Below are 12,785 nucleotides of genomic sequence, written 5' to 3'. Positions count from 1 at the left end.
TGGGGCGGGGGTGTCGCGGGGATGACGGGGGCGTGGGTGGTTTGCGTGGGTCCCCGCCTGCGCGGGGATGACGGAAAAAAGCACCGTCACCCTCGCGAAGGCGAGGGCCCACGCAAAGCCCGTCACCCTCGCGGATGCGAGGGCCCACGCAAAGCCCGTCACCCTCGCGGATGCGAGGGCCCACGCCAGCCCCCCCCGCATCCCCCTCCAGCGGGATCCCCCCGCCACGGCCGGCGCGCTCCACTGCCGGGCATGGACCCGCGCCGTCCCGCCGTCTACCTGCTGGCCAGCCAGCGCCTGGGCACGCTGTACATCGGCGTGACCTCCAACCTGGTGCAGCGCGTCTGGCAGCACCGGCAAGGGCTGGCCGACGGCTTCACCGCGCGCCACGGCGTCAAGCGCCTGGTCTGGTACGAGTCGCACGCGACGATGCCCGAGGCCATCGCGCGCGAGAAGGCGCTCAAGCACTGGCGGCGCGAGTGGAAGATCCGGCTGATCGAAGCCAGCAACCCGACGTGGCGGGATCTGTGGGAGGAGATCACGGGGTGAATCGCCGTTCTCGTCACCCTCGCGGATGCGAGGGCCCACGATCACCACCCGCCGCGCCCTGCGTGGGTCCCCGCCTGCGCGGGGATGACGGAAGGGTGGGGATGACGGCGCCGTCACCCTCGCGAATGCGAGGGCCCACGATGAACAACCGTCGTGGCCTGCGTGGGTCCCCGGATGACGCCCCTCGACATCCCCTTCAGCCCGACACGCTGTCCACCACATCCCGCAGCAAGCGGTCCACGCGCGCATTCACCGCCGGCTCCCCGTAGGCGCCGGCGGACACCGAGACCACGAGGTCCAGCGCCGGCACCAGGTAGAGCCGCTGGCCGCCGTTGCCGAAGCCGGCGGTCCAGGACAGGGGGCTGTCGCGGTGTGCCGGGCGCGGGTCGGGGATTTGTCCATGCCACCAGAAGCGGCCATAGCGCAGTCCGGTCAGCACCGGGCCGAGTGGCGGCACGTCCACGCGCGGCTGCAGGGACTCGGCCAGCCAGGCGGCGGGCACCACCTCGCGGCCCTGCCAGCGCCCCTGACCGAGCACCAGCCGGCCCAGCCGCGCCAGGTCGCGCGGGCGCAGGCGCAGCCCGGTGAAGGCCAGCGGCCGGTCGCGGAAGTCGGCGGTCCACGCCCAGCGGGTGATGCCCATCGGCGCCCAGAGCACGGCGTCGGCCCACGCGGGCAGCGGCTGGCCGGTGCGCTCGGCGAGCAGCTGGGCGAGCACGGCGGTGCCGCCGCTGTGGTACTGCCAGCGGGTGCCGGGGGCGCTGACGAGCGGGCGCTCGAAGACGAAGCGGGCGGGGTCGGCGCGCCAGTAGAGGCGCAACTCGTCGTCGTCGAGCAGGCCGAGGCGGCCGGGTTCGGTCCAGGCCAGGCCGCTGGTCATGTCGAACAGGTGGGCCAGGGTGATGGCCTCGCGCCCGTCGCGGCGCAGGTCGGCCAGCGCGGGCAGCAGGTCGAGGGCAGGCGTGTCCAGCGGCGGCACCAGGCCGCGCGCCTGCGCGATGCCCCAGAGCAGCGAGACGACCGACTTGCTGATGGAGCGCACATCGTGGAGCGTGTCGGCATCGAAGTGCGTCGGGGTGGACCACAGGGCGGTGGTGAGCCGGTCGTGCCCGTCGCGGTAGCACTCGCCCAGCACCACGCCGGCCCGCTCGACGACGACGCCGTGGAGGTTGTCGGCGCCGGTGGCGATGGCGCCGAGCCGGGTGTCGAGGGAGGTGGGGGCGGCTGGGGGGCCTGGCGTTGCAGCGTGGAGCGGCGGGGTCAGCAGCAGGGGGGTGGCGAGGAAGGCGCGGCGGTACATGGGGGGGTTCTACTGCAGTGCGGTGACGAGACGGCTTGCCCTCTGGCGATTTTTTACATTTTCCCGGGGGGCTCGTCGGTAGAGTGGCTTGCAAACGATGGGAGTACCCGATTGGCCACGATCCAGCCATGCCAAGGCACAGCCGCGCCAACAGCGCCAGTGCCGAGTTCAGCCCCGCCCGCAGCGGCGCAGCCAGACGGATCGGGGTCGGGCCAGGCCGGGGAGGATCAGACGGATCAGACGCTGCAAGATCTCTCGGTCAGCCACGACCATATCGGCGACGAGCAGTTTGTGCAGGGCGACCTGGCCGGCGCGCTCAAGAGCTACCAGGCGGGCCTGGAGATCCGGCGCCGGCTGGCCGAGCGCGACCCTGACAACGCCTGGTGGAAGTGCGAGCTCTCGATCAGCCACGGCCTGATCAGCGACGTGCTGTGCGAGCAGGGCGACTGGGCCGGCGCGCTCAAGATCCACCAGGCGAACCTGGAGATCCGGCGCTGGCTGTTCGAGCGCGACCCCGGCCATGCCGAGTGGCAGCTCGAGCTCTTGCTCAGTCACTTGAATATGGGCGCAGTGCATGAGGTGCTGGGCGACCTGGACGGGATGCTCCAGAGCTGCCAGGCGGGCCTGGAGGTCGCGCGCCGGATCGCCGAGCGCGAGCCCGACAATCCTGTGGGGCAGGTGGGCCTGGTGGCGTTGGGCGCGGCGCTGTCGCAGCTCGAGACGCCGGCGCTGTCGAGGGCTGAGCGGCGGGCACTGCTGGAGTGCGCGCTGGCGGTGCTGGAGAGGCTGCAGGAGCGCGGGGAGCTGCCGCCGGACCAGCAGACGTTGCCGGATCTGTTACGCCAGAAGTTGAAGGAGATGACGCCGTAGCGGGCGGGTGGCCTGCGTGGGTCCCCGCCTGCGCGGGGATGACGGAAGAGGAGCGCGGGGATGACGGAAGAGGAGCGCGGGGATGACGACCCCGTCACCCTCGCCCCGTTCCCGTCACCCTCGCGAAGGCGAGGGCCCACGCAAAGCCCCGTCACCCTCGCGGATGCGAGGGCCCACGCAAAGCCCGTCACCCTCGCGGATGCGAGGGCCCACGCGCCGCCATCACGCCGCGATCGCGTCGGCCTGGGGGGTGGCTGCTGCGGCCGGGCGGGTGCGGCGGCGAGCCTGCAGGCCCAGCAGGCCCAGGCCGGCGACCATCATCGCGATGCTGCCGGGCTCGGGCACCGGTGCGACGGGGCTGATCGACCAGATGTTGGTGGCCGGACTGGAGCTGTAGCCCGAGTTGCCAATCGGGCCCAGCAGGATGGCTTCCGTGTCCCGCAGATTCCACAGCCCGTCGCTGGTGTAGGCGTACAGGCCCATGCTGCTGAAATGGCCCAGGCCGGTGGAGCCATCGAACCAGAAGGTCGCGCTGATGCCGTTCTGGAAGCTGGAAATGGTTTTGCCGCGGATGGTGCCGGTGATGTCGGTGATGGCCTCGGGGCTGCTGGCGTCGCCGGCGGTGGTGACTTCCATGTCGACGTCCAGCGGCGAGCCGAGCGGCGGGCTGAACGGGTTCGCATAGCTGAACGTGCCGCTGAAATCGACCGAGAAGGTATCGGCCTGGGCCGGGCTGGTGATACCCAGCAGTGCGGCGGCGGCCACGGCGATCAGGGGTTTCTGGTTTCGGATGAGTTTCATGCGCAGACTCTCGATGTAAAAAATCTTGTCCCGAAATGGACATGGATCAATCTACATTGCGATTTCTGCGAAAAAAACCGGTACTCCCGTGACCGCGGGGGGTGTTGAAAGCCGGAAAAGCGGGTGTGCCGGGGGGGGATGACGAAGCTTTCCCGTCACCCTCGCGAATGCGAGGGCCCACGATCACCACCCGCCGTGCCCTGCGTGGGTCCCCGCCTGCGCGGGGATGACGGAAAAGGGCGCGGGGATGACGGCGCCGTCACCCTCGCCCCGTTCCCGTCACCCTCGCGAAGGCGAGGGCCCACGCAAAGCCCCGTCACCCTCGCGGATGCGAGGGCCCACGCCGCGCCGCTGAAGTCGCCACGCCGCCCGCGCGCTCGAGCGCACCGAGGCCCTGATCGACTGCGCCGAGCCGCCGTGCGTGCTGCGCGGCGCCTGCACGCTCAAGGGCCTGCTCGACCAGGCCGAGGACGCCTTCTACGCCGAGCTCGACCGCCACACCCTGGCCGACGCGATGGGCGGCGGCACGGGGGAGGTGGTGGTGAGGCTGCATCGGGGCGCTTGACCGCGTACAGGATGTTGTACAGAATCTGTCCCTGAACCCTGACACGACGCAAACCAGAGCACCCCATGAACATCATCACTTACAGCGAAGCACGCGCCGGCTTCAAGTCCGTGATGGACGCCGTCTGCCGCGATCACGAACCCACTGTGGTGTCACGCGTCAACGGAGAGCATGTGGTCCTGCTGTCCCTCGCGGACTACAACAGCATGCAGGAGACGATGCACCTGCTGGGCTCGCCCCGCAATGCGGTGCGTCTGATGGAGTCCATCGAGCAGCTGCGTGCCGGGCAGGCCCGCAGCAGGCCTTTCGATCTCGCCGCGGCGAAAGATCCCGTCGATGAACGCCTCCAGCAAGAAAAGCCGCAACAAGGCTGAAACCCGTGCAGAGGCATCGCTGCGCTGGACCGATCACGCCTGGGACGACTATCTCTGGCATCAGCAGCACAACGCCGTGGCGGTGGCCGCCATCAACGCACTCATCCAGGAGTGCTTGAGGAGCCCGTTCAAGGGCACCGGCAAACCTGAACCCCTCTGTGGCGACCTGAGCGGCTTCTGGTCACGTCGCATCGACCGGACGCATCGTCTGGTCTATCTCTACGAGCAGGACGCGCTGACCATCGTGCAGTGCCGCTATCACTACGGCGATCGCTGATCTTTCACGCGCATCCTCATCCTTCAGAAAACGCCCTTGCTGCACGCGCCGCAAGGGCGTTTTCATTGGCGCTGTCACTCCCGGGCCCCCGCAAAGCCCGTCACCCTCGCGAAGGCGAGGGCCCACGATCACCGCCCGCCGTGCCCTGCGTGGGTCCCCGCCTGCGCGGGGATGACGGCAAGGGGGCGGGGACGACGGAAAAAAGCCTCTGGCGATTTTTTACATTTTCCCGGGGGGCTCGTCGGTAGAGTGGCTTGCAAACGATGGGAGTACCCGATTGGCCATGACCAAGCCACGCCAAGGCACAGCCGCGCCAACAGCGCCGGTGCCGAGTCCAGCGCAGTCCGCAGCGGGGCTGCCGCGCTGGGTGCTGATCACGGGGGCGCTGCTGGCGGCGCTGGCCAGCGCGGGGCAGGCCGCGGCGCAGCCGGACGGATCGGGGTCGGGCCATGCCGGGGAGCAGACGCTGCACGATCTCTCGGCCAGCCACGACCGGATCGGTGACGAGCAGCTTGCACAGGGCGACCTGGCCGGGGCGCTCAAGAGCTACCAGGCGGGCATGGAGATCGCGCGCCGGCTCGCCAGGCGCGACCCAGGCAACGCCGAGTGGCAACGCGATCTCTCGATCAGCCACGACCGGATCGGCGACGTGCACAAGGCGCAGGGCGACCTGGCCGGCGCGCTCAAGAGCTACCAGGCGAGCCTGGAGATCCGGCGCCGGCTGGTCGAGCGCGACCCCGGCAATGCCCGGTGGCAGCGCGAGCTCTCGATCAGCCACAGCCTGGTCGGCGACGTGCAGGGCGCGCAGGGCAAGCTGGCCGGCGCGCTCAAGAGCTACCAGGTGAGCCTGGAGATCCGGCGCCGGCTGGTCGAGCGCGACCCCGGCAATACCCAGTGGCAGCGCGATCTCTCGATCAGCCACGACCTGATCGGCGACGTGCTGCGCGCGCAGGGCAATCTGGCCGGGGCGCTCAAGAACTTCCGGGCGGGCCAGGAGATCCGGCGCCAGCTGGTCGAGCTTGAACCCGGCCAGGCCCAGTGGCTGCACGATTTCTCGCGCAGTCACGACCTGATCGGCAACGTGCTGCGCACGCAGGGCGATCTGGGCGGGGCGCTCAAGAGCTACCAGGCCAGCCTGGAGAGCCGGCGCCGGCTCACCGAGCGCGACTCCGGCAACGCCCGGTGGCTGAGCGAGCTCTCGATCAGCCACGACCGGATCGGTGACGTGCAGAAGGCGCAGGGCGACCTGGCCGGGGCGCTCCAGAGCTACCAGGCGGGCCTGGAGATCGCGCGCCGGCTGGTCGAGCGCGATCCCGACAACGCCGAGTGGCAGCGCGATCTCTCGGTCAGCCACGATCTGATCGGCGACACGCAGAGCGCGCAGGGCGACCTGGACGGGGCGCTCCAGAGCTACCAGGCGGGCCTGGAGATCCGGCGCCGGCTGGTCGAGCGCGATCCCGGCCATGCGGAGTGGCAGCGCAATCTCTCGGCCAGCCACGGCCTGGTCGGCGACGTGCAGAAGGCGCAGGGCGACCTGGGCGGGGCGCTCAAGAGCTACCGGGCAGGCCTGGAGATCGCGCGCCGGCTCACCGAGCGCGACCCCGGCCAGGCCGAGTGGCAGGGCGATTTCTCGACCCACCACAACAAGATCGGCGATGTGCTGCACGCGCAGGGCGACCAGGGCGGGGCGCTCAAGAGCTACCGGGTGGGCCTGGAGATTCGGCGCCGGCTGGTCGAGCGCGACCCCAGCCATGCTCAGTGGCAAACCGACCTGGCGGTGTCCTGCTGGAAGCTGTCGCAGCTCGACACGCCAGCGCTGCCGAGGGCTGAGCGGCGGGCGCTGCTGAAGCGCGGGCTGGCGGCGCTGGAGGGGCTGCAGCAGCGCAGGCTGCTGACGCCGGACAAGCAGACATGGCCGGATCTGTTTCGCCAGGCGTTGAAGGAGATGGGGGCGTAGCGGGCGAGCGGGCTGCCTGCGTGGGTCCCCGCCTGCGCGGGGATGACGGAAGAGGGTGCGGGGATGACGGCGCCGTCACCCTCGCGAAGGCGAGGGCCCACGCAAAGCCCGTCACCCTCGCGAAGGCGAGGGCCCACGCAAAGCCCGTCACCCTCGCGAATGCGAGGGCCCACGATGAACAACCGCAGTGCCCTGCGTGGGTCCCCGCCTGCGCGGGGATGACGGAAGAGGGTGCGGGGATGACGAAAAGGGCGTGAAGATGAGCGGTGCAACGATCAACGACAACGACAACGACAGCAGCGGGGCCCGGCCATGACGCGCGCCTCGTCCTGGAGGGCGGTGCCGCTGTTGCTGCTGGCGGCGCTGGCCAGCGCGGGCTCGGTCGGCGCGCAGACGCAGACGCAGACGCAGACGAGCGTGGCGGGATCGAACCAGGTCGCCGTCGGCCCGATGAGCGGGGGCACGATCGACGACCACCGCATCAGCGCGCAGCAGGTGCAGACGCTGCTGAAGGCGCAGGGCCCGCAGCGAGACGAGCTGCTGCGCAGGTTCGTGGCCGAGCTGAACCAGCAGGCGCAGCGCGCGGCGTACACGGAAGGCTCGGTGCGGCAGTTCATGGAGACGCTGACGCGCCGAAAGGTGCCGCCGAACAGGCTGAAGCAGCAGCTGGGCGAGATCCTGCGGAGCCACCTGGCGCTGGAGACGCGGCTGGCGGCGATCCCGGTGACGTCGGCGCCGATCCAGGCGCGGGTGACGCAGGCGCAGGCGGCGCGGTGGGCAGGGCGCTTCGACGAGGTGGACACGCTGCTGGGCGAGGCGCTGCAGATCGCGCGGGCGGACGCCCGGCCGCTGAAGGCGCAGCTCCGCGCCTCCCGCCGGCTGGCGGCCAGCGTGCTGGCCTCGCAGGCCAGCCTGGCGCTGACGCGGCTGGACCCGGACAAGGGCGTGTGGCTGCTGGTCGAGGCGTTCGAGGAGCGGGCGGATGATGTCGAGCCGGAAACGTTCTGGTGGCTGATCGAGGCGGGTGACGCGGCGCTGGCCGATGGACGCAGCGCGCGGGCGCTGGAGGCGTTTCAGCGGGCGCAGCGGGCCGCGCAAGGGCGGCTGGTGGAGGTGCCCGAGGATCCGACGTGGTTGCATGCGCTGTCGGTCAGCCACATCCGGACCGGCGACGCGCAGAGCGCACTGATGATGTGGAGCCGGGCGCTCAAGAGCTACCAGGCGAGCCTGGAGATCGTGCGCCGGCTCGTCGAGCGCGACCCCGGCAACGCCGAGTGGCAGAACGCGCTCCTGGTCAGCCACGACAAGATTGCCGAAGGCCATGGCCTGCTGGACGACCAGGGCAAGGCGCTCAAGAGCTACCAGGCGCACCTGGAGATCGCGCGCCGGCTCGTCGAGCGCGACCCCGGCAACGCCCAGTGGCAGCACGCGCTCTCGGTCAGCCACGAGAATATCGGCCTCAGGCTGCACGATGGCGCCCGTGGCGACCTGGCCGGCGCGCTCAAGAACCACCAGACGAGCCAGGAGATCATGCGCCGGCTGGTCGAGCGCGATCCCGGCAACACCAAGTGGCAGAACGAGCTCTCGTTCAACCACATCTCGGTCGGCGACATGCACAGGGCGCAGGGCGACCTGGCCGGCGCGCTCAAGAGCTATCAGACCTTGCTGGAGATCACACGCCTGCTGGCCGAGCGCGATCCCGGCGAGATCCTGTGGCAGAAGAATCTCTCGGTCAGCCACAACAAGATCGGCGACGTGCACAAGGCGCAGGGCGACCTGGCCGGGGCGCTCAAGAGCTACCAGGCGGGCCTGGAGGTCCGGCGCGGGCTCCCCGAGCTCGACCCCAACACCAAGAGTATGATCGCGAGCCAGCACGACCGGATCGGCGACGTGCAGAAGGCGCAAGGCGACCTGGCTGGCGCGCTCCAGAGCTACCAAGCGGGCCTGGAGATCGTGCGCGCGCTCGCCGAGCGCGAACCCGGCGAGACGGGTTGGCGGTACAGTGTCGCGGCCAGCCACGAGCGGATCCGCGACGTGCAGAAGGCGCAGGGCGACCTGGACGGGGCGCTCAAGAGCGACCAGGCGGGCCAGGAGAGCCGGCGCTGGATGACCGAGATCGACCCCGACCATCCCCAGAGCAAGAGCAGCATCGCCGCCCAGCACGAACGGATCGGTGACGAGCAGAGAGCGAAAGGTGACCTGAGCGGGGCGCTCCAGAGCTACCAGACGAGCCAGGAGGGCCGGCGCTGGCTGGCCGAGCTCGATCCCGGCAAGGCCCAGTGGCAGCGCGATCTTTCGGTCAGCCACCAACGGATCGGCGACGTGCAGAAGGCGCAGGGCGACCTGGCCGGCGCGCTCAAGAGCTACCAGGCAAGCCTGGAGATCCGGCGCCAGCTGGTCGAGCGCGACCCCGGCAATGCCGAGTGGCAGCGCAATCTCTTGGCCAGCCACAACAAGATCGGCGATGTGCAGAGCGCGCAGGGCGACCTGGGCGGGGCGCTCCAGAGCTACCAGGCGGGCCTGGAGGCCGCGCGCCGACTGGTCGAGCTCGACCTCGGCAGTCTCCTGGGGCAGTCCGGTCTCTGGGTCAGTCACTTGAATATGGGCGAAGTGCAGCAGGCGCAGGGCGACCTGGGCGGGGCGCTCAAGAGCTACCAGGCGAGCCTGGAGGTCGCGCGCCGGATGGTCGAGCGCGACCCCGACAATGCTGTGGGGCAGATGGGCCTGGCGGGGTCCTGCTGGCAGCTGTCGCAGCTCGACACGCCGGCGCTGCCGAAGGCCGAGCGGCGGGCACTGCTGGAGCGAGGGCTGGCGGTGCTGGAGGGGCTGCAGGAGCGCGGGCAGCTGCCGCCGGACCAGCAGACGTGGCCGGATCTGTGGCGCCAGGTGTTGAAGGAGATGACGCCGTAGCGGGCGGGCGGGTGGCCTGCGTGGGTCCCCGCCTGCGCGGGGATGACGGAAGGGGGCGCGGGGATGACGAAGCTTTTCCGTCACCCTCGCGAAGGCGAGGGCCCACGCAAAGCCCCGTCACCCTCGCGGATGCGAGGGCCCCCGCCGCACCGCTGAAGCCGCCACGCCGCCCGCGCGCTCGAGCGCGCCGAGGCCCTGATCGACTGCGCCGAGCCGCCGTGCGCGCTGCGCGGCGGCACGGGGGGTGAGGCTGCATTGGGGGGTGACGGGGGGCGGCGAAGAAGGGCATACCTCATGCGGGCACCACCGATAAGGTGCGCGCGTACCGCCCAGCGAACTTGACCGCAGACCAGCCGATCCGAGCGAACGCGTCTCCGGCCCCGACTTCGAGGATCGGTGGACTGTAGTCATAGCCAGATGCGCCCGCACGGTTCTGGAAGAAGCGCCCGCTCGGGTCGACCATGATGTACGAGCCCACCATGTCGTCGTTGCCTTCGATCGAAATCACATGCTCCAGCGAAGCGTGTCGATCGATGAAGGCTCGAAACTGCATGTCGGATACCTCAAGGTTCCGATTGACGACCGGCAGCATCCTCAACACCTTCCACCGCGTCGGAGCCAATCCACTGATCGCACCCGACAAGTCCTCTTGCCAGTTTGCTGAACACACTACCGTGTTGATCTTCAGCATCAGCGCAGGATTGATGCGCCGGGCTTGGTCCACATGCCCGGCCAAGGCAGCGAGATCAATCTGGCGTGCGCGTCGGTTTTCCCGCCCGATCGCCGCAAGTGGGGTGGGCGCCACGGCGTCGATGCTCAGCCCCAACAAGGACAGCTCTGGCGCCAGGTCGGCCACCAGGCGCTCGTTCAGTAGACTGCCATTCGTGATGATCGATACATCGAACCCGATGGATCGTGCGAGTCGCATGGCCGAGATCAAACGACGGCCATGCAGCAGTGGCTCGCCACCGGCGAAGTTCAAACGCGGCCTCGGCCCGCCTCCAGCCGATACGAAGTGCGCATGCAGCGACTGGAGCAAGGCCGTTGTTGCATCAGGATCGCGGATCAAATCTTTGCGGTCCAGGCCTGACCATTTGGCGTAGCAGTAGCCGCACTGGTAATTGCAGTTCTCGGTCACATGCCAGTTGATGACGATGGGACTGTGCGCATCGCGGCTGGCGTTTCTTTCATGGCTTTGGCGCATGGATGACCCGGGTCTCGACATGTGAATCGCAAATCGATGGGCTGAGTTCAGCCAGCACGGGCCTGCGTCCGTGCGGATGACTCGAAGAATTGGATAGATAGACGGTGAGGCTAGGCCGGTGGAAGCGCAGCCTGCGGCGCCTTGGATGCGCGATTGCGCTCGGCTTCTTCGCTGAGGCGTTTCCGTAGCCTCTCCGCGATCAACTCGACGCTGGATCGCCGCCAGGGCACGCGCCGGAACTTGCCATCATCGAGCTGCTCGACCAGCCGCAGCCGGTACCCGACGCTGGGGGGAGGAGCACCCCGACCTGACCAGTCTTTCCACCTGATCGAATCGTCGAGGCTGATCACGATGCATGTGTCCACGATGCATGTGTCTGACTTCACATGCCACTGGTCTGCAGGCCAATCGTGGAGCAACGGCTTCACTGCCTCCCAGAGCCCAGAGGCGATCCAGCTGACGACCAGGTCGTGTTGGCCTTCACCTTTGAAGTTGTCAATAACGTCGTCCGACAGTTCTTCCAGGTTGCCTTTGACCACGGCGAGTTGCTCGTCATCGTCATGGTCTGGCCTTTCGATGAGCAGGCGAAGAGCGCGCATGTCACTCGGCACCCTCTGGCCATCGAATCCGACGACGAAATTGGCGTGGGTGAAGGCCCACTTCCGCAAGGAGTCATCCAGCCAGAAGCGGTCGCGCCACGACGGATTGGTCCAGTGAAGACCCGACGGGGTCGGACTGCACCGAACAAAGCTGAACGTGTTGCGCAAGGCCGGGATGGACGGGGACTGTACCTCGACGTGGAGCCACGGCAATTCCTCGCGCATGGTGATGACGCAGTCCGACCAGATGGATCCTCCGGGGAAGTCGGGCCAGTCATCCTGGATCGAATACTGGATCCAGTGCGGCACATGGTCGGCGCCGAGGACGATTTCCGACCTGCGCACGCCGTGAATCGTGGACATCACGAACCAATGGCCGTCGATGCTCATGGGCCTCATCAGTTCTGCCTCAGTCCAGCCGGTCAGTTCGACCAGACGGGCCAGTTCGTCCCTTGGCGGGCCGAGCTGCATGTATTCGATCCGCTTGGCCACCTCCTCGGCAAAGGTACGCACGGGATCCGGATCCGGGTCTCCACGCTGCGCCAGGGCCTCCTGCGCCAAGGCCTCTTGCAAGACCGGACTGGCGCCCGTTTCCAGTTGGTGTCTAAACTGGCGCTCCAGGCTTTCGATCAAGCTCGGCCCTTTGTCAGGAGCATTGCCTTGCAGCACGTTCACCGTCGTGTTCAACGCCTTGGCCAAGGCGTCTGCCATGGCCTGGCTGGTGCGACCGGTCCGCTCGATCTTCTGATAGTGCTTCGTCGCCGTGTCAGCCGTCGCCAGGGGCTTCTTGAGCAGCTCATGCGCGCGCTGGGCCACCTGCGCCTGCGTCAACTTCGCTTCCTCACGAACGCTTTTGAGTCGTTTCGCGTCCAGCTGGAAGGTGGGCCTGCCTGTCCTTGTCCTCATGGGTTCTCCTGCAATGGAGCCCGTACTGTGGCCGGAATGATTAAAGTTGCCCAGACATCATATTGACAGCATAAAGTGCCTGTTTGAACTCGTACTCACTTTCTTGAGGACGGGGAACGCTGCTGCACGCGACGTTCTTTCATTCTGGCCCTGAGGCGCTCGGCCTCGAGGCGGTCGCGCTCGGACTGGAGCTGGGCCAGGCGGGCCTCGAGGCGGGCGTGGCGCTCGAGCTGGGCGAGCTGCTCGGCGCGGGCCTGGGCGCGCTCGCGCTCGAGCTGGGCGGTGCTGTCGCGGGTCTGCTCGGTCAGGCGCTGCTCGGCGCGCAGGCGGGCCTGGCGCTCGCGGTCCATGTCGGCGGCGGCGCGGCGCTCGGCGTCGCGGGCGCGGGTGTCGGCCTCGTCGATGGCGACGCGGGCCTGGTCGCGCTCGGCGCGGGCCTGGGCCTGGAGCTGCTCGCGCTCCTGGCGGGCGTG

11 protein-coding genes and 1 pseudogene are annotated in these 12,785 nt (G+C 68.9%); 7 read left to right on the top strand and 5 right to left on the bottom strand.

From position 1 onward, the window contains the following. The first annotated feature begins 252 nt into the window (after positions 1–252). Positions 253–549 carry a GIY-YIG nuclease family protein gene (locus BW996_RS15115; RefSeq protein WP_076458992.1) on the top strand — a complete coding sequence of 99 codons (297 nt, stop codon included), beginning with the start codon at positions 253–255 and terminating at the stop codon, positions 547–549. Between the two features lie 196 nt (positions 550–745). On the opposite strand, the gene BW996_RS15110 is transcribed toward BW996_RS15115, so the two are convergent. Then, the gene (locus tag BW996_RS15110) at positions 746–1,849 is read right to left on the bottom strand and encodes a serine hydrolase domain-containing protein (protein WP_051632313.1); all 1,104 of its coding nucleotides are present in this window, start codon (positions 1,847–1,849) and stop codon (positions 746–748) included. Between the two features lie 291 nt (positions 1,850–2,140). Between BW996_RS15110 and BW996_RS15105 the strand changes: the two genes are divergently transcribed. Continuing rightward, the gene (locus BW996_RS15105; RefSeq protein WP_139330902.1) at positions 2,141–2,719 is read left to right on the top strand and encodes a hypothetical protein; all 579 of its coding nucleotides are present in this window, start codon (positions 2,141–2,143) and stop codon (positions 2,717–2,719) included. A gap of 222 nt (positions 2,720–2,941) precedes the next feature. Here the strand turns inward: BW996_RS15105 and BW996_RS15100 are convergent, their stop codons facing one another. After that, a complete protein-coding gene (locus tag BW996_RS15100) occupies positions 2,942–3,520 on the bottom strand; it encodes a PEP-CTERM sorting domain-containing protein (RefSeq protein ID WP_083701062.1) in 579 nt (192 codons plus the stop codon). Between the two features lie 421 nt (positions 3,521–3,941). Here BW996_RS15100 and BW996_RS21775 point away from each other — a divergent pair, with 421 nt between their 5' ends. From BW996_RS21775 to BW996_RS15080, 5 genes are all read left to right on the top strand, one after another. Continuing rightward, positions 3,942–4,085 (top strand): hypothetical protein, encoded by a 144-nt coding sequence (locus tag BW996_RS21775; RefSeq protein ID WP_156027925.1) that lies wholly within the window; start codon positions 3,942–3,944, stop codon positions 4,083–4,085. Between the two features lie 65 nt (positions 4,086–4,150). After that, the gene (locus BW996_RS15095; protein WP_037486404.1) at positions 4,151–4,459 is read left to right on the top strand and encodes a type II toxin-antitoxin system Phd/YefM family antitoxin; all 309 of its coding nucleotides are present in this window, start codon (positions 4,151–4,153) and stop codon (positions 4,457–4,459) included. Then, entirely contained in the window at positions 4,422–4,736 is a 315-nt protein-coding gene (locus BW996_RS15090) for a Txe/YoeB family addiction module toxin (RefSeq protein WP_051632349.1), read from the top strand. Before BW996_RS15095 ends, BW996_RS15090 begins: the two co-directional genes overlap by 38 nt. Positions 4,737–5,019: 283 nt before the next feature. Continuing rightward, positions 5,020–6,693, top strand: coding sequence for a tetratricopeptide repeat protein (locus BW996_RS15085; RefSeq protein ID WP_139330901.1), 1,674 nt, complete (start codon positions 5,020–5,022; stop codon positions 6,691–6,693). Between the two features lie 312 nt (positions 6,694–7,005). Then, positions 7,006–9,603, top strand: a complete 2,598-nt coding sequence (locus tag BW996_RS15080) for a tetratricopeptide repeat protein (protein WP_051632314.1) — start codon at positions 7,006–7,008, stop codon at positions 9,601–9,603. A gap of 292 nt (positions 9,604–9,895) precedes the next feature. Here the strand turns inward: BW996_RS15080 and BW996_RS15075 are convergent, their stop codons facing one another. The 3 genes and pseudogenes from BW996_RS15075 to BW996_RS21770 all read right to left on the bottom strand — a co-directional run. Continuing rightward, complete coding sequence (locus BW996_RS15075; protein ID WP_037486266.1) at positions 9,896–10,807, bottom strand: viperin family antiviral radical SAM protein; 912 nt, start codon at positions 10,805–10,807, stop codon at positions 9,896–9,898. A 110-nt stretch (positions 10,808–10,917) separates the two neighbouring features. Continuing rightward, positions 10,918–12,312 carry a helix-turn-helix domain-containing protein gene (locus BW996_RS15070; protein WP_037486264.1) on the bottom strand — a complete coding sequence of 465 codons (1,395 nt, stop codon included), beginning with the start codon at positions 12,310–12,312 and terminating at the stop codon, positions 10,918–10,920. 95 nt (positions 12,313–12,407) lie between these two features. Continuing rightward, positions 12,408–12,785 (bottom strand): annotated as a pseudogene (locus tag BW996_RS21770) (hypothetical protein); the annotation flags it as partial.

The sequence above is a fragment of the Sphaerotilus natans genome, assembly GCF_900156335.1.
In the GTDB taxonomy this organism is placed as follows: Bacteria; Pseudomonadota; Gammaproteobacteria; order Burkholderiales; family Burkholderiaceae_C; genus Sphaerotilus; species Sphaerotilus natans.
This window is presented reverse-complemented; position numbering and strand designations above follow the sequence as displayed.

Bases quoted from the DNA above. Each gene is read 5' to 3' on its own strand.
- BW996_RS15115 (WP_076458992.1), top strand. From the start codon at position 253: ATGGACCCGCGCCGTCCCGCCGTCTACCTGCTGGCCAGCCAGCGCCTG.
- BW996_RS15110 (WP_051632313.1), bottom strand. From the start codon at position 1,849: ATGTACCGCCGCGCCTTCCTCGCCACCCCCCTGCTGCTGACCCCGCCG.
- BW996_RS15100 (WP_083701062.1), bottom strand. From the start codon at position 3,520: ATGAAACTCATCCGAAACCAGAAACCCCTGATCGCCGTGGCCGCCGCC.
- BW996_RS15095 (WP_037486404.1), top strand. From the start codon at position 4,151: ATGAACATCATCACTTACAGCGAAGCACGCGCCGGCTTCAAGTCCGTG.
- BW996_RS15090 (WP_051632349.1), top strand. From the start codon at position 4,422: ATGAACGCCTCCAGCAAGAAAAGCCGCAACAAGGCTGAAACCCGTGCA.
- BW996_RS15085 (WP_139330901.1), top strand. From the start codon at position 5,020: ATGACCAAGCCACGCCAAGGCACAGCCGCGCCAACAGCGCCGGTGCCG.
- BW996_RS15080 (WP_051632314.1), top strand. From the start codon at position 7,006: ATGACGCGCGCCTCGTCCTGGAGGGCGGTGCCGCTGTTGCTGCTGGCG.
- BW996_RS15075 (WP_037486266.1), bottom strand. From the start codon at position 10,807: ATGCGCCAAAGCCATGAAAGAAACGCCAGCCGCGATGCGCACAGTCCC.
- BW996_RS15070 (WP_037486264.1), bottom strand. From the start codon at position 12,312: ATGAGGACAAGGACAGGCAGGCCCACCTTCCAGCTGGACGCGAAACGA.